This window comes from Rhodococcus mengyinensis (genome assembly GCF_048381435.1).
Taxonomy (GTDB): domain Bacteria; phylum Actinomycetota; class Actinomycetes; order Mycobacteriales; family Mycobacteriaceae; genus Rhodococcus_F; species Rhodococcus_F opacus_D.
On the sequence record NZ_JBLWIT010000050.1, the window covers coordinates 171,735 to 191,130 of the forward strand.

Genomic DNA, 19,396 nt, shown 5'->3' on the forward strand with positions numbered 1-19,396 from the left:
CCGTCACGCGACCGCACCCTGTCCATCCTCCCCCAGGTGAGTGGCAAAGTGTCCTCGACCACGCATCGCCACTCACGTGAGGAGGTGACGGCGGGTGATCCTTCCGCAGAAGATCGCGCAGGGGATCACAACCGTCGATCCGGACGAAATCACCGAGGACGACGCCCGCCGCGCCGGGGCCGCCTCCGTCGCCGAGGCGCTGGCCGCGCTGCGTGGCACCCCTGGACAGCCGGTGTACCGCATCGGCCTCGAGTGGGTCGGCGAGGATCCCCGCATCGCGCTGCGCAGCGACGACGACCTCGCGGCAACACCCGACGACCTCTGATCGGTCATTCGCCGCGCTTAGACTGTGCTCCATGGCCACTGCGGGCGATCTGAATCTGGAGCGGTACTTCGAACGGATCGGGTACGACGGCGACCGATCCGCGACGACGGCGACGCTGAACCAGCTTGCCGCACATCACGCCCGGTCGATCCCGTTCGAGAACCTCGACCCGTTCCTCGGCACACCCAACCGGCTCGACCTGCCGTCACTGCAACAGAAATTGGTCGAATCACGAAGAGGCGGTTACTGCTTCGAGCAGAATCTCCTGCTGCGCGCCGTCCTGGTCGAGCTCGGATTCGACGTGACGCCGCTCGCCGCGCGGGTTCTGTGGGGATCTCCGATCGATGCGGTCACTCCGCGCTCGCACATGCTGTTGCTCGTCGACGTCGCCGGCGAGCGGCGGCTCATCGACGTCGGGTTCGGCGGCATGACGCTCACCACCACGCTGCGCCTCGAACTGGACACCGTGCAGGACACGCCGCTGGAACCGTTCCGGCTGGTCGACGTCGCGGGCGACTACGCGATGCAGGCACTCGTCGGTGACCAGTGGCGGACCATCTACCGGTTCGACCTCACCAGGCAGTTCCCCGTCGACTACGAGGCCCCCAACTGGTACCTGTCGACCTGGCCCGGATCGCATTTCGTGACCGGACTGATGGCGGCGCGAGCGACGGAAGACCGCCGCTACGCCCTGGCCGGTACGCGACTGACGGTGCACCACCTCGGCGGGACGTCCGAGCGGCGCGACCTGGCGACCGTCGACGAACTGCGGGACAGCCTCGAATCCGATTTCCTCATCGACACGAGCGGACTGGCCACACTGGACGCGGCGTTCAGCCGGCTCCGGCACGCCTAGCCGCCCGGTAACATGACGGCGTGTGCGAAACAGGTGGCTGCTGAGGTGGCCGAGCAGCCGGCGTCGGGGGAACGATATTTCCTCGAGTCCCTGGACCGTGGCCTGACCGTTCTCGAATGCTTCGACGAGCAGCACCGGGAACGCACGCTGAGTGAGGTGGCGCAGGCTGTCGGGATCACCCGGTCCACGGCGCGCCGCATTCTGCTCACCCTGGTGGACAAGGGTTTTCTGCGTCTCGACGGACGCAGCTTCTCGCTCACACCCCGGGTGCTGCGGTTCGGCTTCTCGTACCTCGCCGCGCTGCGACTGCCGCAGGTCGCCGACCCGCACATCGAGGCTCTCGCGAAGGAACTGGGCGAGACCATCTCCGTCACCATCCTCGACGGTCCCGACGTGGTGTACGTGGCGCGGGTCCGCTCGCCCAGGATCATTCGCATCTCGATCACGGTGGGCATGCGGTTCCCCGCGTACGCGACGTCCACGGGACGGGTTCTGCTGGCCGGACTTTCGGCCGACGCGCTCGACGACTACCTGAAGGCCACCGAATTCCAGTCCTTCACACCCCACACGATCTCCGACGTCGAGCAACTGCGCGCCGAGGTTCGGAAGGTCGCCGCCGACGGCTGGTCGATGTCGGAGAACGAGCTCGAGATCGGCATCCGCGGCGCGGCCGTTCCCATCCGGGATAGGACGGGCGCCGTGGTCGCCGCCCTCAACTCCTCGCTGCAGGGCACGCAGTACACGCGGGACGACGTCGAGGTGTCGGTGGTGCCGAAACTCGTTGCGACCGCGGAGCGGATCGGTTCCGACCTGTCCCTCGGCTGACCGCCATGTTCAGTGTGCGTTCTCGAGCTTCGCGGGTGTGGCGGCGTCCGAGGTGTCGGCACTGGCATCGGGCTGCAGTCGCCATGCGATCAGGGCGCTGACGATGCAGCCGCCGGCGAGGTACACGGCCACGAGGTGCCAGGACCCGCCGCTGGCGGTGACCAGGGCTGCCGCGATGAACGGGGTGAAGCCGCCACCGATCGCGCTGGCCACCTGGTAGCCGACGCCCGCGCCGCTGTAGCGGTACTCGGCGCCGAACATCTCGGTGAACAGCGGCTGCTGCACGCTGACGACCATGTCGTGCGAGATGTTGACGAGGAGCACGGCGAGGATGACGGTGCCGATCATCGACCCGTTCTCGAGGAAGATGAAGAACGGGAACGCGCACACCGCGCCGATCAGGGCGCCGAGGATGTAGACGCGTCGCCGGCCGTGCTTGTCGGACAGCCACGCGAACAGCGGGATGGTGCCGATACCCACGGCACCGACGAGCAGGCCGACGTTGAGCATGAAGTTGCGCTCCATCCCCAGTTCCTGGGTGGAGTAGCTCAACGCGAACGTGGTCACGATGTACATCGAGAACAGTTCGGCGAAACGCAGACCGATGATCTGGAGGAATGCCTTCGGGTGGTTGCGCAATGCCTCGACGAGCGGAATCCGCTTCTTGTCCTGCGCGGTCTGCTCCTCCTCGACCTTCTCCACCTTCTCGACGAATTCGGGGCTCTCCTGCACTCCGGCGCGGATCCACAGGCCGATACCGACCAAGACGACGCTGGCGACGAACGGAACACGCCACCCCCACTGGCTGAACGCGTCCTCGGTGGTCAGGTTGCTCATGAGCATGACGAATCCGGTGGCGAGGATGAGCCCCACCGAGTAGCCGACCTGCACTCCGCTGCTGTAGAACGCCTTCTTCTTCGGCGGCGCGCTCTCGACGGCCATCAGCGCGGCCCCGCCCCACTCGCCGCCGACGGCGAAGCCCTGGATGGCGCGCAGGGTGACGAGCAGGACCGGTGCCCACCAGCCGATCGACCCGAACGACGGCAGCAGCCCGATCAGGGCGGTGCTCGTGCCCATGATCAGGACGGTGAGGATCAGCATCCGTTTGCGTCCGATGCGGTCGCCGTAGTGGCCGAACACGACGCCGCCGAGCGGCCGGAACAGGAATCCGACGCCGAACGTCGCGAACGCGGCGAGCGTCCCGATCGCCGGGCTGACGTTCGGGAAGAACTCCGAGTTGAAGACCAGAGCCGCGACCAACCCGTAGAGCAGGAAGTCGTACCAGTCGATGACCGCGCCGACGAAACTGCTCAGCGCTGCTCTTCGCGCCTGCTTCTCGGCTGCCGGGGTGAAGGCGTGATCGCTCATTCCGATGTCCCGTCTACGTTTGCGCCGGACAAGTCCCGTTCGTATACCGAACGCATGTCCGCTAGTCGAATAATGTGACGGTAGCCATAGCGTTTCCGCGTTGTCAAGAAGACGCAGATGCGTGGTACTGCCGTTTCGTCTATCTCGCCGGCCCGAAATTCACCGAATCGGCGGTTCCAGAGCCCCCACGACTCGTACACACTTTTCCGAATCAGCGACGCACATCACACCCGGAGTAGCGCCGAAGGGATTTCTCCATGTCAGGAACCACCGATCCGCAGCTTCAGCACACACTGAAGAAGCGGCACCTCTCGATGATCGCTATCGCGGGGGTGATCGGCGCAGGCCTCTTCGTGGGCTCCGGGGTCGCGATCCGCGAGACGGGCCCCGGTGTACTCGTCGCCTACGCGCTCGCAGGAATCGTCGTCATCCTCGTGATGCGCATGCTCGGCGAAATGTCGACCGCCAACCCCGAGACAGGATCGTTCTCGGCGTACGCCGACCGCGCGATCGGCCGCTGGGCCGGCTTCAGCATCGGCTGGCTCTACGCGTGGTTCTGGATCATCGTCCTCGGCATCGAGGCGACGGCCGGTGCCGTCATCATGAACCGCTGGATCCCCGACGTCCCGCAGTGGAGTTGGGCACTGATCCTGATGGTGTTGCTGACGCTGACGAACATCGCGTCCGTGAAGTCGTTCGGCGAGTTCGAGTTCTGGTTCGCGTCGATCAAGGTCGCGGCCATCGTCATCTTCCTGGTGCTCGGCGTCCTCGCGATCTGCGGAGCCCTGCCCGGCGTCGAAGCGCCCGGGCTCACCAACCTCACCGGCCACGGCGGATTCTTCCCCAACGGGGCAGGTGCCGTGTTCGCGGCGGTCCTCGTGGTCGTGTTCTCGTTCTTCGGCGCCGAGATCGCCACCATCGCCGCCGGTGAATCCGCCAACCCCGTGGCGGCAGTGCGCAACGCAGTGCGTTCCGTCGTGTGGCGCATCCTCATCTTCTACATCGGCTCCATCGCCGTCGTCGTGACGCTGCTCCCCTGGGACGACGCCTCCGTCGCGCTGAGCCCGTACGTCGCCGTGATGGACTCGTTCGGCATCCCGGCGGCGGGCAACATCATGGACGTCGTCGTGCTCACGTCCGTGCTGTCCTGCCTGAACTCCGGCCTGTACACGGCGAGCCGCATGATCTTCTCGCTCTCCCGCCGCGGCGACGCGCCGGCCTCGTTGTCGAAGATCGGATCGTCGGGCGTTCCCCGCCAGGCCGTCCTCGTCTCAACGGTCGTGGGATTCCTGACCGTGGGCCTCAACTACCTGTACCCGGACACCGTGTTCCTGTTCCTCGTCAACTCCTCGGGCGCGATCGCCCTGTTCGTATGGCTGGCGATCTCGGTGTCGCAGCTGCGCATGCGGCGCAGCCTCGAGGCAGAGGGCAAGGATCTGTCGCTGAAGATGTGGCTGTTCCCGTACCTGACGTGGTGCACCATCGCCGCCATCATCGCGCTCTGCGTCGGCATGCTCGTGCTGCCGGAGACCAGGAGCCAGATGTACGTCTCGATGGGACTCGCCGTGGTCGTGGTCGGAATCGGGATCTACCGCCAGCGCACGCGCGGGACCACCGACGAGACGCCGGATCCCTCGACCTCCGGCGAAGCGGTCGACGCCCTCCGCCCCTGAGCTCGAATCGGCCGGGCTGTTCGTATACCGAACAATAGTGCGCTCTCGGAACTCGGCGTACAGTCCCGCCGAGGAAGGCCGGACCCACCGGCCCGAGGAAGGACCGAAGCTCATGAGGTGGGCGATTCTCGGCGCGAGCAACATCGCTGCCACACGCGTGCTCCCCGCGTTGCGGGAGTGCGGGCAGACCGCGGCAGTCGTGCTCAGCAGCGACGCGGCACGCGCCGAGGACTACCGGAGGACCCACGACATCGAGTCCGCCACCGGTGACCTGCGCGACGCGGTGGGCGGGGACGTCCAGGCCGCCTACATCTCCTCGACCAACGACAAGCACTTCGACCACGCCATGGCCGCGATCGACGCCGGTCTGCACGTGCTGTGCGAGAAGCCGCTCTCCTTCGACGTCACTCAGGCGCAGAAGATGGTCGACGCGGCCGCGGCCGCGGGGGTGGTCTTCGCGACGAACCATCATCTCCGCACCCATCCCGTTCACCGCGCGGCGCGAAAGTTGCTGGCGGAGGGTGCGATCGGCGACCTCCTGTCGGTGCGCGTCAGCAACGCCATTCTGCTGCGCCAGGCCCTGCGTGGGTGGCGCCTCGACGGCGTCGGCGGCGGGGTCGTCCTCGACCTCGCGGTGCACGACATCGACACGCTCCGCTTCGTCACCGGAATGGAACCCACCACGGTGACGGCAGTGGGCGTGTGCCAGGGACTCAGCGAGGGTCCGGCGGACGCCGTGATGACGAGCGGCGTCCTCGGCACTTCCACCCTGTTCTCGCTCCACGACGCATACACGGTCCCGGGCGCCGTCACCGGATTCGAGATCCACGGAACCACGGGCACTCTCGTCGCAGGCGATTGCATGCGCCCCGATCCCACCGGAACGCTGCGGATCGTCGCGGACGGCCAGGACACGACCGTCCCGCTCGAGACCGTCGACAACCTGTACGCACCAGGGATTCGGGCGTTCGTCGACGCAGTCCGCGGGGACGGTGAACCCGTGGCAACCGGACACGACGGACTGCGTTCGGTGACCGCGGCACTGGCGGTCCTGCAGTCGATCGACGAGGGCCGGACGGTGCGCCTCTGAGGAGAGGCCGCTACATGATCAGCCCGCTGGGGCGACGCCGCAGCGGCGACTGTTCCTGCACGGGCATCGAATTCGGCGGCACAGGGTAGGGTGCACCGGCGTTGAGCGTCCCCGCGGCCACGTTCGGCCCGCACTGCGCGATCGCCGCCTGCAGGCGTGGTCCGGGGTCCGTCATCGCGGGAACGCCGGCGTTCGGTGCCGACGAGAAGTCGAACGCCGACGTCATGTCGCCGACGGCGCCGCGGCGCCACTCGGTGAGATTGGGGACGGGCACACCGAACCGCTTCTCCAGCAACCGGAGCTGCGACGTGTGGTCGAACGTGTCGGACGCGACGAGGCCGCCGCGACTGTACGGCGAGACGATCAGCGACGGCACCCGGAAACCGAGACCGATCGGACCCGGATTGTTCTCGCTCTCCGACACCGTGTTCAGCGGAACCGTCAGATATTCACCCGGGGTGCCCGGCGGCGGTGTGGGCGGGGTGACGTGGTCGAAGAAGCCGCCGTTCTCGTCGTAACTGATGATCAGCGCGGTCTTCTCCCAGATCGCCGGGTTCGACGTGAGGATGTCGAGTACCTCGACGATCCCGACCGCGCCCGCGGCCGGGGGCAGCGCCGGATGCTCGCACGTGAAGATGTTGGGCACGATCCAGGACACCGCGGGCAGCGTGCCGTTCGCGACGTCGGCCCGGAAGTCGTTCGGGTACGTCGGATCGAGACCGCGGCGAGCGAGTTCCGAATTCGGGTCGCTGTACTGCATGAAGCAGCCGAGCATCCCGTCGAGCGCGACACTCGACACGGGGCCGAGGTCCTTGTTGGCGTACACCTTCCAGCTGACGCCGGCCTCCTGCAGGTTCTCCGGATAGGTGCGCCAGGAGTAGGCGAACCTGGGGATCACCGTCGGCGTCTCGACCAGCGGCCCGCCGGCCAGCCCGTCCGGGTCGATCGTGCCCGTCATCCAGTACAGCCGGTTCGGGTCCGTCGGTCCGAGCACCGAGCAGAAGTAGTGGTCGCAGATCGTGAAGGCGTCGGCGAGGTCGTAGTGCACCGGGATGTCGGCGCGCGTGTAGTAGCCCATCGTCGCGGGACCGTTCAGCGGCCCCTCGTGCGCGATGTGCACCGGCATCCACCGGTCCATCGCGCCGCCGTTCCACGCGTCGTGCTGCGGACCCCACGAATGGGTGGGGTCGTTGATGCATTCGCCGTCGAGGTGCGTGCCCTGCGTGGTGTCGAGCCGGAACGGGTTGAGAAACCCGGTCGGGGTCGGACCGGCACCCGGCGTCCAGCCGTACTGCTGCCACGCCGGGGACGGGTCGTCGAAGCCGCGCACCCCCGACAGCGTGCCGTAGTAGTGGTCGAACGAGCGGTTCTCCTGCATGAGGTAGACGAAGTGCTCGATGTCGTTCAACGACCCGCTACCGCCCGGGGCCTGCGCGTAGGCGCGGTCGATCACCGGGCCCGCCCACGAACTGAGGAAGGCGGCGCCACCGGCCGCAGCGGCGGAGGCGAGGAACTTGCGTCGTGAGATGTCCGATGCCGGGGTCACGGATCGTGACGGTAGTCGCTGCGGACGCCGCCCGCCCGGCGAATGCGCAGGTTGCTCTACTGCGGGCCGACGGGCACGTCACCTTCCAGTGTGATGCGATGCATGACACGGTGCTGGGTGCCGTAGTCGCGGTTGGCGTAGTGCGCGGTGCTGCGGTTGTCCCACAGGACGAGGTCGCCGAGGCGCCAGCGGTGCCGCACGATGTGCTCGGGTTTGGTCAGGTGCGCGTAGAGGAAGTCGAGGATTCCCCGGCTCTCCGCCTCGGACACTCCGGCGATGTGGGACGTGAAGCCCGGGTTCACGAAGATGCCCTTGCGTCCCGTCTCCGGGTGCACCCGCACGACGGGATGCTCGACGGGCACGAGCGCGGTGACTTCCTCACCGTCCCAGACGTTTCCCTTGCCGCCACGCTTCTGCGCGAGGTAGTACCCGAACTCGCGGTTGCCGTCGTGCACCGCGGTCAGCTGATCGATCATCTGCCGGACCGGCAGCGACAGCGACTCGTACGCGAGTTGGCTGTCGGCCCAGTTGGTGTCGCCGCCGTGCGGCGGGAGGACGACGGGACGGAGGATCGACCCCAGTGGCGGTCGCTTCATGAACGTCACGTCCGTGTGCCACACGTCGGCGAAACCGTTGTCCTGGCTGTCGAGCGCGTACACCTCCTGCGCGACGTCGCCGCTGTCGTGGACGGGGTGCCCCGCGGTGAGCCGGCCGAGACGGCGCCCGAACTCGATGTGGCTCGCGTCGCCGAGTGACTGACCGCGCAGGACCAGCACCTTGTGTTCGGTCAAGGCCGAGCGGATCGCGGCCACCTCGTCGTCGGTGGCGGACGCGACGTCCAGGCCGATGATCTCGGCACCGAAGTGGGGGCCGAACTTGTCGAGCGTCAGCGACGGTGTTCTGGTTTCGAATGCAGTGCTCATGATGTCTTTCCGCGAGGGTGATGGTGCCTGGAGACGGGCGTACCGGCCCGGACCTGCGAACGCGGAGAATGCGTGAGGAATGACCGGATGCCGGAGGCTACCGAGGAGTGGACAGCACGCGGTACGCGCGCCGGACCATCAGCAACAACAGATGTTGGCGCACGTACGGCACAGGTCGACGGTGAGGCGTCGCACCAGGTGAGTCGTATGCACGACGCAATTCCTACCGGATGGGAGGGAAATGAGCAAGCTCGGGGCAATCGTCGGCGATCAGCTCCAGCGCGCCTGGCCGCCGTCGAGCGGGATGGTGGCACCGGACAGGTACCCGGCGTCGGGGCCGACGAGGAAGACGACGGCACGTCCGATGTCCTGCTCGCAATCACCGATCCGGCCGAGCGGGATCGACTTCACGAACTCGGCGGCCTCCTCGGGATTGTTCTCCGTCCACCATTTCAGGCCCGGGGACAGTGCGTGCGGCGCAATCGCGTTGACGCGGATTCCGTCGGGTCCCCATTCGCTGGCCGCGGTCCGGGTCAGCGAGCGCATCGCCTCCTTGGTGGCCGCGTAGAGCCCGTAGCCGCTGGTGTCCCACCGCACCGCCGAGGAGCTGACGAGGTTGATGATCGAGCCGCCGCCACGCGCCTTGAGGTGCGGGTAGCACAGCTGCATGAGGAACAGGGTGGCCACCGGGCCGACGGCCATGGCGCGGTCGAGAAGTTTCGGAGTGATGTCGAGGAGCGGTCCGAGTGCGCTCGCGTTGGCGTTGTTGACGAGAATGTCGATGCCACCGAACGCATCCACGACGCGGTCGACCATCGGGCCGAGCTGATCGCGTTTGCTGACGTCGCAGACGATCGGCTCGGCGATGCCGCCGAAGTCGGCGATGGCGGCGCACGTGTCGACGAGTTTCGACTCCGTTCGCCCGACCACCGCGATCCGGGCGCCCTCCTTGGCCAGCGCGAACGCCATGCCGGCGCCGACGCCCTGACCGGCGCCGGTGATCAGTGCGACCTTGCCGTCCAGTGTCCCCATCACGAGCTTCCTTTGCCGGGTTCCGTGTCGGCTGCCCACCGGTTGGACGTCAGCCGGAAGCTGGGAATGTCGGCGAGCGACATCACCGCCTCGTAGGTGCGCTCGTATCCGGTGTGGGCGATCCGCCATCGGCCGTCGGGTCCGCGGACGTAGCGGTCGGAGTAGAACGCCGCCCCGCGCAGCACCATGTCGTGTTCCGGGATCAGCACGGTGTCCGACAGATACCAGCGTCCGGTCGCCGTGTCGCCGTCGACGTCGATCTCCGGGTGACCGCAGTGGTGTTCGGTGATGGTCTGCGGCCCCAGATTCGACTTCATGAACTCGACGAGCGCGTCGCGCGACTCGAACGCGAGATGCTCACCGTAGTTCGCCGTTGCGTCGGGAAGGAGCGTGTCGGCGAACTCGTCCCAGCGTTTCGTGTCCAGGGCCCGCAGATACGCGTATTTGAGCCTGCTGATCGCGGCGACGGCCTCGAGATCCACGGAATTCACCCTTCGTCCGCCCCCAAAACTGACACCTGTTCTACCACGGATCGTCAGGTGTGGGGGCGGACTCGGGGATTACCGGCCGACGCTGCCCGCGGCGGTCATCGGCTGACGCTGCCCGCGTCGACCGGCAGGGCGACGGACGTGATGTAGCGCGCCTCGTCCGAGGCCAGGAACAGCGCGGCGTTGGCCACGTCGACCGGCTCGATCCACGGAATCGACAGCATGTTCATCGTCACGGCCGCCGCCGCGAACTCTTCGCGGGTGGGGTGCTCGAGGTCGGGCCGGAACGCCCGCCGCACCATGTCGTTCTGGATCATGTCCGTGTCCACGTTCGTGGGATGCACGCTGTTCACCCGCACCCGGTGCGGCGCGAGCTCCTTGGCCAGCGACCGCATCAGACCCACCACCCCGTGCTTGGCCGCGGTGTAGTGGGCGACGCCGACGAGCCCGCGCAGCCCCGCGATGGAACTCGTCAGGATCATCGCCCCGCCGCCCCGCTCGATCAGGTGCGGCGCCGCCGCCTTGCACGTCTGCCACACCCCCGTCAGATTGACGTCGAGCATCGTCTGCCACGTCTCGGCGTCGAGGTCCAGCGCGGCACCCGAGGACGTGATGCCTGCCGTGGCACACACGAAGTCCAGCCCGCCCAGCTCGCCGGCCGCCGCGGTGACCGCCTCGGCGAGCACCGCGCCGTCACGCACGTCCACCTGCGCAGTCACGATCCGGCGGCCGGTGTCCCGGACCAGTTTCGTGGTCTCCTCGAGATCCTCCGGACTCGCCGGTGGCGTCACCACCGTGCCGACCGGGCCACACAGGTCGACGGCCACGACGTCCGCGCCCTCCTGTGCGAACCGCAACGCCTGCGCCCGGCCGATCCCGCGTGCGGCACCGGTGACCAGGACGACTCTTCCGTTCACTCGACCTGTCATCTCTACACCTTCTGGGTCAGTCCGGCGTCGACCACGAGTTGTGTGCCGGTGATGTATCGCGATTCGTCCGAGGCCAGGAACAGCAGCGCATTGCTGACGTCCCGCGAGTCCAGCCACGGGACGGGCAGCATGTGGTTCGCCGCGAGGACGGGGACGACGTCGTCCCGGGTCGGATTCTCGAGGTCCGGCCGCAGCCGTGCCATCGTCTCCGGGTTCAGGGTCATACGGGTACCGACGGCGCCGGGGTGCAGCACGTTCACCCGGATGAACTGCGGTCCGAGTTCGTTGGCGAGGGTCCGGGCCAACCCGACCACGGCGGTCTTGGACGCCGAATAGTGGGCGGCCCCGGCCACCGCCTTGATACCGGCGGTCGAACTGACGATCACGACGGAACCGCCGCCGTCCCGCATCGCCGGGACCGCGGCCTTCGCCGTGTTCCACACGCCGGTGAGGTTGACGTCGAGCGATCGGTGCCAGACCGCGTCGTCGATCGTCCACGCCGGGCCGGGGTTGTCGCAGACACCCGCGTTCGCGACGACGACGTCGAGGGGCCCCAGTTCCGCGACTCCGGCGTCGACGGCTGCCCGCAACGCCGACGCGTCACGCACATCGGCGTGGGCGACGACCGCGCGCCGGCCGAGTTCGCCGACCAGCCTTCCGGTTTCGGCGAGATCCGCCTCGGCCGACGGCAGATCGACGACGACGACGTCGGCGCCCTCCTCCGCGAGCCGGACCGCGTGACTGCGTCCCATGCCGTTCCCGGCACCGGTGATGAAGGCGACCTTGCCTGCCATCCGTGACATCGGTTGTCCTCTCTAGTCCAGGCGGCCGGGAGTCGGGTAGCTGCGCAGGGAGAGCCCCACCCGCCCGTCCTCCACCGCGTCGTCGATCGATCCGCGCAGCGCGCCGCAGGTGGGGACGAACATCGAGTGCTCTCCCTCCTGCGCACGCCGGGCGAACTCCGGGCAGGTCTGCTCGGCGTCGCCCAGCCATTGCACGCTCGTGTGCGCCTCGCTGTATTTCTCCACGAGCACCGCGTTACCGCAGCGCCGGCATTCGACCGGAAGCACTCAGCTCACCGCCCCGGTGACACTGCGGGGCCCCGCCCCGGCTGCGTGCCGGGCGCCGACCCAGCCGAACACCATCGCGGGACCGATCGTCGCGCCCGCACCGGCGTAGTCGTTGCCCATCACGGACGCCGACGTGTTGCCGGTGGCGTAGAGCCCGGGGATCGGGTCGCCGCTGCTGCGGCACACCTGGCTGTGCTCGTTGCACACGAGCCCGCCCTTGGTGCCGAGGTCGCCTGCTTCCATCCGCACCGCGTAATACGGGGCCTTCTCCACCTCGTCCATGGTCGGGTTGGGCAGTCGCGGGTCGCCGTAGTACCGGTCGTAGGCGCTGTCGCCGCGACCGAAGTCGGCGTCGACCCCCGCGCGCGCGAAACCGTTGAACCGGGCGATCTCCGCGGACAGCGACTCCGCGGGAACGCCCATCTTCTGCGCGAGTTCGCCGACGGTAGCGGCGCGTTGCATCAGCCCCGTCTCGAACCATTCCGCGGGGAACTTCTGCCCGGGCATCACCCCACCGAACTGGTAGCGGCTCTTGGCCTTCGAATCGAACACGAACCACACCGGGTCGTGACCACCGGCGATCTGGTCGTGGACGAACGACACGTACGGGGACGCCTCGTTGGTGAACCTCTTGCCGTTCTGGTCGACGATCAGCGACGGCGGAATCGACCGCTCCGACACCAGGACGTGCATGATGCCGTCCGGCCGCCGGAACGACGGCATCCACCAGGCGTCGTCCATCAGATCGACGGCCGCGCCGACCTGCTCGCCGGCGACGATTCCGTCTCCGGTGTTGTCGGGTGAGCCGGCGCTGTAGTTGTCCTTGCCGCCTTCCCGGAGGAACCGCTTGCGCATCTCCTCGCTCTGCTCGAACCCGCCGGTGGCCATCATGACGCCGCGGCGGGCGCGCACGCGCAGTTCCCGTCCCCCGGACTCGACCACCGCGCCCGTGACGGCTCCGGATTCGTCGGTGACCAGACCCTTCAACGGGGAATTCAGCCACAGCGGAACCCCGGCCTCCTGGAGCGTGAGCCGCAGACGCCCGACGAGGGCCTGCCCCAGAGTCTCCATCCGCCTGCGCCGCAGCAACGCCACGACCGAACGCCAGCCGACACCCAGCGCGGTCCTGCGTCCGGCCCAGGTGCGGAAGACCATGTTGAGGTGACGGAACTCGGTGGACGTCATGTACAGCCCACCCGGCATCGCGAGGGAGTTCGGCCGCTGCAGGTCGCCGTCGGCGCCGAGCTGGTTCATGTCGAACGGCAACGGTTCGACCGTCCGCCCCTTCGGCCGTCCGCCCACGTTCTCGGGGTGGTAGTCGGAATAGTCCTCGCACCAGGAGAACCGGAGATGCGGGCAGTTCTGTTCGAAGAACCGCATCATGGCCGGCCCCTGCTCGATGTACGCGTCGAGGCGCTCGGCCGGCACGCTGTTGCCGACGATCGACTCCAGGTACTTCCGGACGTCGTCGGGGTCGTCGGCGCGGCCTTCACGGACGAGGATCGGCGAGTTGGGAATCCACAGGGCGCCACCCGACAGTGCCGTCGAACCGCCGTACACCCCGGACTTTTCGACGACGAGGGTGTCGAGCCCTCGCTCGGCCCCGGCGAGGGCGGCGGTCATGCCACCGGCACCGCTGCCGATCACCAGGAGATCTACCTCCCGGTCCCAGTTCTGCTCGTCTACGCTCATCGTGCACACCTTCCGAAGTGGTCTCGATCACACTCTGCCGGTGTCAATTGCTGTTTCCCACAGCCCTTCCCGCGGAGCGGGACACAGCGGCAGCGGGAGAAAGCGCGGCTATGTGGCCGCGGTGAAGATGCCGAGCCCGCCGCGGTACACCAGGAGCGGCGGCGCATCCCTGAGCACGTCCAGGCCGGTGACGCGCGCGACGACGATGGTGTGGTCACCGGCGTCGTGCTCGAATTCGACAGTGGCCTGCACCTGGGCCAGCACGCCGTCGAGCGCCGGGGCACCGTTGCGGGCGTGCGACCACCCGACGTCGGCGAACTTGTCGGCGCCGCTGGTCGCGAACGTCCCGCACACGTCGCGCTGGTCGTGGGCGAGGACGTTGACGCAGATGTGTTCGCTCGCCCGCAGCCGCGGCCAGCTGGTCGACGTCCGCGCGGGGCTGAACGACACGTACGGCGGGTCCAGCGACAGCGACACGAACGACTGGCACGTGAAGCCGTGCGGGCTCTCGCCGTCGTGTGCGGTGATCACCGTGACGCCGGTGCAGAAGTGCCCGAGCACCGACTTGAGCTCGGCGGGGTCGATGCGTCGTGCCGTCGGCGGCACGGGTTCTTCGGTTCGGGTCATCGTGTCTCCTCGGATCGACGGGTTGCGTTCAGCCTGGCCGCGGCGCCTGCAGGCGGGGAATGCCCCGTCCCGCCCAGCGGCAGGGTTTCGCGTGTCCGGCAGTCGGCGCACGGTTGATAGGCTCGGGAAATGCCATCGTCCGACCCCACACAGAGCTCCGGGTTCGCCGGCCTCCGATCGACGAGCTGGCCGGTACTCGGCATCCTGTCGTTCGGCGAGGAACTGTCCGGCTACGACCTGAAGAAGTGGGCGTCGTACAGTGTGCGTTTCTTCTACTGGAGCCCGTCCTTCAGCCAGGTATATTCGGAGCTGAAGAAGCTGGAAGACCTGGGATACGTGACGTCCCGGACCGTCGTGGACGACGAGGCACGGGTGAAACCCAAGCGCCTGTACAAGATCACGGACGCGGGCATGGCCGTCATGCGCAGCTGGGCGCGGGAGGCGCCGATCGATCCGCCCGTCCTCAAGCACGGCGTGATGCTGCGCATGTGGCTCGGTCACCTCACCGAGCCGGAGCAGCTCAAAGATGCCCTGAAGGAGCACATCTCGTACGTGGAGGGGATGAGCAGGCAGGCCGCGCTCGACGCCCGCGATTCCGACGTCGAACCGACGTGGGCGTTCGCGCACATGGTCAACAAGTGGTCCGAGCGGTACTACGCCGCCGAGAGCGAGCTCGCGAAGCAGATGCTCGCCGACATCGACGAGGCCGTCGAGCGGATGCACGGTGAAGGGACGCCGGAACATCCCGGTGTGCCGAAACCGACCGCATCGCATTCGATCCGGCGTTCCCGTGAGGCGCAGAAGGAGTACCAGGCCGCGATGAAGGCGGCACGGGACGCGGACGACGAGACGGAGCGCGAAGACTAGTCGGACGGAGTCCGCACCGGTTCGGCCACCAGATTCCGGAGCCGAGGCCACAGTTCCCGCCGCGCGGTCTGCGCCGCGGCCATCGCGTCGATCGTCAAGAATCCGTGGAACATTCCCTCGACCCGCCGGCACTGCACGGGAATACCGGCGTCGGCGAGCGCCGCGGCGTACTTCTCCCCCTCGTACCGGAGGGGATCGCGTTCGGCGGTGATCACGATCGCGGGAGGGAGCCCGCCGAGGTCCTCGGCCCGGACCGGGGCGGCGTAGGCGGGTACGGTCTCGCGGTGGGTCGGCAGGTACTGATCCCAATACCATTGCATCGCAGAGCGGGTGAGGAAATGACCCTCCGCGAACAGCTCGTAGGACTCGGTGTCGAAGACCGGTTCGATGACGGGGTAGAGCAGCAGCTGGCCGGCGACGGCGGGGGCCTCCCGGTCCCGGGCCATCAGCGCCGCGACCGCCGCGAGATTGCCCCCACTGCTGTCGCCGGCGACGAGAAGACGATCCGGATCGCCGCCGAACTCGCGGGCGTGCCGCGCGACCCAGCACGTCGCGGCGTAGGCGTCGTCCGCTGCGGCGGGCCACTGCGATTCCGGGGCGAGTCGATAGTCGACGGAGACGACGACGGCGCCGATCCCGTTGCACATCGCGCGACAGAAGCCGTCGTGGCTGTCGAGGTCGCAGATCACGAACCCGCCGCCGTGAAAGAAGACGACGACGGGCAGGGATTCCGCGGGATGCCCTGCCGGCGAATAGATCCGCACGGCAATCGGTCCGGCCCCGCCGGGGATCTCCCGGTCGCGCACACTACCGACCGGCTCGGGGTCGGCGACGGCCTTGCGTCCCGCCCTCGTCGCCGCCCGCGCCTGGGCGCCCGTCATGGTCTCCACCCGGGGGAAGTTCTCGTTCAGTCCCCGGAGGATGGTCTCGGCCTGTTCGTCGAGCGGCATTCGTGCTCCTTCGTCCCGCCTCAGGCGGAGTATCGGTCGGCGCGGCCGGCGGCCGGCGTCGCGGTCGCCATGTAGTTGCGCCAGGTGCCCTTGGCGGACATGCGGATCGGCGCGGTCAGGCGGTGATCGAGCTTGATCTGGCTGCTCGGACCGCACACGGAGATGGCCGCGACCACGTTGTCGTCGGTGCCCACCGGCACGGCGACGCAGCTGACGCCCACGAGATCCTCTTCCCGGTCGTACGCCGCTCCGCGCTCGCGGGTCTTCTGCAACTCGGCGCGGAACGCCGCGGGCGAGTCGATGCTGAAACGTGTGCTGCGGGGCAGACCCGCTTCGACGACGCGGTCGACCACGGACTCGGGCGAATGGGCCAGCAGCACCTTGCCGACACTCGTACAGTGCGCGGGCTGGCGGCCGCCGACGCGGGACGGCAACCCGACGCCGAACCGTCCGGCGATCTTCTCCAGGTAGACGACGTCGATCCCCTCGAGCACCGCGAGGTGCACGGCGTGCCCGGTGAGCCGGTGGAGTTCGTGCAGGAACGGCAGGGCGGCCCGGTGCAGACGGTCCTGGTGCACGGCCAGCGACCCGAGTTCGAACAGCCGCATGCCGAGTTCGTAGTCCCGGCCTTCCCGGCGGAGCCAGCGCAGCTGGACGAGACGTTCGAGCATCCGGTGCGCGGAGGAGCGCGGAAGCCCCGTGCGGCGCACGATCTGCGCGAGCGTGAGCCTGCCCGGGCCGTCGAAGGCGTCGAGGAGAAGGGCGGCGCGATCGAGGCCGGCGGTGGGGGTGGGGCTGAGTGTCGTCGTCATGGGGACCTCCGTAGCGGCGCTGCTCGGTGCGGCGACGCGGTGTGTGACTGGCGACACTTACTATAAATAGGCATATACCTATTTGCAATAGCGCTGGACGAACGGCCCCGAACAGCCCACAGGCCCGGCGCACGCATCGAGTGGATACACACACCGGGCCCGGACACCCGTTTACATCGCCGCCAGCGGCTCGCTTCCGGACCAGTCGTGGCCCCAGTAGCTGTCGGCGGTGATCTCCTCCGCGGAGTAGTACTTCTCGTCCACCTTCATCCCCTCGGTACCGAACTCGATGTCCCAGCCGCCGGGGGCACGCACGTAGAACGACACCATCTTGTCGTTGGTGTGGCGGCCGAGGGTCGAGGAGACGGAGAACCCGTCCTTGACGACGCGGTCGAGCGCCTGGCCGACGGCGTCGAGCGTGTCGACCTCCACCATGATGTGCACCAGTCCTGGCGCCCCGCCGTGCGGTGCCGGGCACAGCGCCAGGCTGTGGTGCCGCTCGTTGACACCCAGGAAACGCACCCGCATCGGACCGAACTCCGGCGGCGCCGGGATGCGGAAGGCGCCGCGGGGCAGGAAGCCGAGCACCTCGGTGTAGAAGTCGAACGCCCCGCTGAAATCCATCACCGGCAGCACCACGTGGCCGAGACCCTGCGCCCCCGTCACGAACTTCGCACCGAACGGGGTCACCACCGGGCTGTGGTCGAGGACGGCGCCGTGGAAGACCTCGATCGTCGCACCGGTCGGATCCTGGAACGTGACGACCTCTTCGACGCGGCGGGCGTCGGCCTCTTCCACCGACAGCGGTTTGACGGCGATCCCGGCGCCCTCGACCGCCTCCTGGACGCGAACCAGACCTGCATGATCGCGGACCTCCCACCCGATGGTGACGACTTCGTCCGTCTCGCCCGGCACGATCACGATGCGGGCCGCGCGCTCGTCCATGCGGAGGTACAGGGCGTCCTCGTCCGGGCCCGATCCCTCGGCGAATCCGAGCACGTCGAACCCGAACGTGCGCCACCGCTCCAGGTCGTTGGTCTGGATCTTGACGTAGCCAAGCCCCTTGATGTCTGTCATGTGTTGTCCTTCTGCTGTTTTCGAGGTCCGACGGCTGGTCAGATCATCGACTTGAGGTTGTCGGCCGGGTCGAGGCCGAGCGAGCTGAGCGCGGAGGCGTGGTAGACGGTGCTCGGCACGTGGATGGCGTGCGCCAGCCCGGCGTGCGCGTCCCGCCAGTACCGCTGCAGCGGCTTGTCCATGCGCAGCGCGTTGCCGCCGGAGCGGGCGAAGATCTGGTCGACGGCGGTGACCGCCCGCCACGCGGCACGCACCTGCGTCCGGCGCCCGGCCGCGCGGTCCTCGAACGTGACCTCTCTGCCCGACTCGACGAGGTCCCAGATCCTGTCGACGTTGGCGAGCAGTTCCTGGCGTGCGGCATTGATGTCGGCCGCGGCCTCGCCCACGGCGAACAGCACGTAGGGGTCGTCCTTGATCGCGGTGCCCTGCGCGCCGACGCGGTCGCGCTGGTAGTCGAGGTGAGCGGCCAAGGCGCCCTCGGCGATCCCCACCACGGCGGAGGAGATTCCGAGCGGGAACATCGTCGACCACGGCATGTTGTACAGCGTCTCGGTGCGCCCGAACTTCTGCACCGCGGTGCCGTTCATGACCTCGTCGGCGTCCATCACCCGGTAGTCGGGGACGAACGCGTTCCGGACGATGATGTCCTTGGAACCGGTGCCCTTGAGGCCGACGACGTTCCACGAGTCCTCGACGATCTCGTAGTCGCTGCGCGGCAGGATCATGTGCAGCATCTTCGGCGGCAGGGCCATCGCGCCGTCCTTGTCGCCGAGCATCGCGCCGAGGAAGATCCAGTCGCAGTGATCGGTTCCCGACGAGAACTGCCAGCGTCCGCTGAAGAGGTAGCCGCCGTCGACCGGGGTCGCGATCCCGGTCGGCGCGTACGGCGAGGCCATCCAGGTGTCGTTGTCGGCCGCCCACACCTCGTCCTGCACCTTCGGGTCGGCGAACGCCAGCTGCCAGGGGTGCACGCCGACGATGCCGCACACCCAACCGGTCGCCGGGTCGAGGGACGCGGCGGCCATGACCGTCTCCGCGAACTCGCGCGGATGAGCCTCGTAGCCGCCGTACGTGCCGGGCTGCAGAAGCTTGATCGGTCCGGCCTCACGGAGCTTCTTCGCCGTGTCGTCGGGCAGCCGGCCGATCCGCTCGGCCTCGGGCGCCTGATAGCGGAGCTGATCCGCGATCGCCATGATGTTGTCGAGAACCTCGTGGGTCATCTGTCGTGTCCTTCTTTTCGGAGCCG

General features: G+C 68.1%; 20 protein-coding genes. 6 read left to right on the forward strand and 14 right to left on the reverse strand.

The window, feature by feature from the left end; genetic code table 11:
* The first annotated feature begins 94 nt into the window (after positions 1 to 94).
* The 3 genes from ACNJ7E_RS09860 to ACNJ7E_RS09870 are packed head-to-tail and all read left to right on the forward strand — an operon-like array spanning position 95 to position 2,006.
* The gene (locus tag ACNJ7E_RS09860; RefSeq protein WP_418339726.1) at positions 95 to 325 is read left to right on the forward strand and encodes a hypothetical protein; all 231 of its coding nucleotides are present in this window, start codon (positions 95 to 97) and stop codon (positions 323 to 325) included.
* Between the two features lie 31 nt (positions 326 to 356).
* Positions 357 to 1,181 (forward strand): arylamine N-acetyltransferase family protein, encoded by an 825-nt coding sequence (locus ACNJ7E_RS09865; protein WP_418339727.1) that lies wholly within the window; start codon positions 357 to 359, stop codon positions 1,179 to 1,181.
* A 45-nt stretch (positions 1,182 to 1,226) separates the two neighbouring features.
* Positions 1,227 to 2,006: an IclR family transcriptional regulator domain-containing protein gene (locus tag ACNJ7E_RS09870; protein ID WP_280780538.1), complete on the forward strand. Its 780-nt coding sequence runs from the start codon at positions 1,227 to 1,229 to the stop codon at positions 2,004 to 2,006.
* A 9-nt stretch (positions 2,007 to 2,015) separates the two neighbouring features.
* Here ACNJ7E_RS09870 and shiA read toward each other — a convergent pair whose 3' ends face one another.
* Entirely contained in the window at positions 2,016 to 3,374 is a 1,359-nt protein-coding gene (shiA, locus tag ACNJ7E_RS09875; RefSeq protein WP_283354403.1) for a shikimate transporter, read from the reverse strand.
* Between the two features lie 257 nt (positions 3,375 to 3,631).
* Between shiA and ACNJ7E_RS09880 the strand changes: the two genes are divergently transcribed.
* Complete coding sequence (locus tag ACNJ7E_RS09880; RefSeq protein WP_280780540.1) at positions 3,632 to 5,047, forward strand: amino acid permease; 1,416 nt, start codon at positions 3,632 to 3,634, stop codon at positions 5,045 to 5,047.
* Positions 5,048 to 5,159: 112 nt separating this feature from the next.
* The gene (locus ACNJ7E_RS09885; RefSeq protein WP_418339728.1) at positions 5,160 to 6,137 is read left to right on the forward strand and encodes a Gfo/Idh/MocA family protein; all 978 of its coding nucleotides are present in this window, start codon (positions 5,160 to 5,162) and stop codon (positions 6,135 to 6,137) included.
* A gap of 10 nt (positions 6,138 to 6,147) precedes the next feature.
* On the opposite strand, the gene ACNJ7E_RS09890 is transcribed toward ACNJ7E_RS09885, so the two are convergent.
* The 9 genes from ACNJ7E_RS09890 to ACNJ7E_RS09930 form a co-directional block, all read right to left on the reverse strand.
* Positions 6,148 to 7,683, reverse strand: coding sequence for a phospholipase C (locus ACNJ7E_RS09890; protein ID WP_418339729.1), 1,536 nt, complete (start codon positions 7,681 to 7,683; stop codon positions 6,148 to 6,150).
* A gap of 56 nt (positions 7,684 to 7,739) precedes the next feature.
* Entirely contained in the window at positions 7,740 to 8,606 is an 867-nt protein-coding gene (locus ACNJ7E_RS09895) for a TauD/TfdA dioxygenase family protein (protein ID WP_009475163.1), read from the reverse strand.
* Positions 8,607 to 8,876: 270 nt separating this feature from the next.
* Entirely contained in the window at positions 8,877 to 9,638 is a 762-nt protein-coding gene (locus ACNJ7E_RS09900; protein WP_280780543.1) for an SDR family NAD(P)-dependent oxidoreductase, read from the reverse strand.
* Positions 9,638 to 10,120, reverse strand: coding sequence for a nuclear transport factor 2 family protein (locus tag ACNJ7E_RS09905; RefSeq protein ID WP_418339730.1), 483 nt, complete (start codon positions 10,118 to 10,120; stop codon positions 9,638 to 9,640). The genes ACNJ7E_RS09900 and ACNJ7E_RS09905 overlap by 1 nt, the downstream gene beginning before the upstream one ends.
* 104 nt (positions 10,121 to 10,224) lie before the next feature.
* Positions 10,225 to 11,055: a mycofactocin-coupled SDR family oxidoreductase gene (locus tag ACNJ7E_RS09910; RefSeq protein ID WP_105417900.1), complete on the reverse strand. Its 831-nt coding sequence runs from the start codon at positions 11,053 to 11,055 to the stop codon at positions 10,225 to 10,227.
* Positions 11,056 to 11,057: 2 nt separating this feature from the next.
* Entirely contained in the window at positions 11,058 to 11,858 is an 801-nt protein-coding gene (locus tag ACNJ7E_RS09915) for a mycofactocin-coupled SDR family oxidoreductase (RefSeq protein ID WP_280780545.1), read from the reverse strand.
* 12 nt (positions 11,859 to 11,870) lie between these two features.
* Positions 11,871 to 12,125 (reverse strand): hypothetical protein, encoded by a 255-nt coding sequence (locus ACNJ7E_RS09920; protein WP_005258959.1) that lies wholly within the window; start codon positions 12,123 to 12,125, stop codon positions 11,871 to 11,873.
* Positions 12,126 to 13,817: an FAD-binding protein gene (locus ACNJ7E_RS09925; protein ID WP_418339731.1), complete on the reverse strand. Its 1,692-nt coding sequence runs from the start codon at positions 13,815 to 13,817 to the stop codon at positions 12,126 to 12,128.
* A gap of 108 nt (positions 13,818 to 13,925) precedes the next feature.
* Positions 13,926 to 14,444, reverse strand: coding sequence for a flavin reductase family protein (locus ACNJ7E_RS09930; RefSeq protein WP_280780547.1), 519 nt, complete (start codon positions 14,442 to 14,444; stop codon positions 13,926 to 13,928).
* Between the two features lie 129 nt (positions 14,445 to 14,573).
* Here ACNJ7E_RS09930 and ACNJ7E_RS09935 point away from each other — a divergent pair, with 129 nt between their 5' ends.
* Positions 14,574 to 15,311, forward strand: coding sequence for a PadR family transcriptional regulator (locus ACNJ7E_RS09935; protein WP_271209576.1), 738 nt, complete (start codon positions 14,574 to 14,576; stop codon positions 15,309 to 15,311).
* Here the strand turns inward: ACNJ7E_RS09935 and ACNJ7E_RS09940 are convergent.
* The 4 genes from ACNJ7E_RS09940 to ACNJ7E_RS09955 form a co-directional block, all read right to left on the reverse strand.
* A complete protein-coding gene (locus ACNJ7E_RS09940) occupies positions 15,308 to 16,261 on the reverse strand; it encodes an alpha/beta hydrolase (RefSeq protein WP_418339732.1) in 954 nt (317 codons plus the stop codon). The genes ACNJ7E_RS09935 and ACNJ7E_RS09940 overlap by 4 nt on opposite strands.
* Positions 16,262 to 16,281: 20 nt before the next feature.
* Positions 16,282 to 17,073: an IclR family transcriptional regulator gene (locus tag ACNJ7E_RS09945; protein WP_164059771.1), complete on the reverse strand. Its 792-nt coding sequence runs from the start codon at positions 17,071 to 17,073 to the stop codon at positions 16,282 to 16,284.
* Between the two features lie 171 nt (positions 17,074 to 17,244).
* A complete protein-coding gene (bphC, locus tag ACNJ7E_RS09950) occupies positions 17,245 to 18,150 on the reverse strand; it encodes a biphenyl-2,3-diol 1,2-dioxygenase (protein WP_418339733.1) in 906 nt (301 codons plus the stop codon).
* A gap of 38 nt (positions 18,151 to 18,188) precedes the next feature.
* Complete coding sequence (locus ACNJ7E_RS09955; RefSeq protein WP_280780550.1) at positions 18,189 to 19,370, reverse strand: acyl-CoA dehydrogenase family protein; 1,182 nt, start codon at positions 19,368 to 19,370, stop codon at positions 18,189 to 18,191.
* Positions 19,371 to 19,396 lie beyond the last annotated feature (26 nt).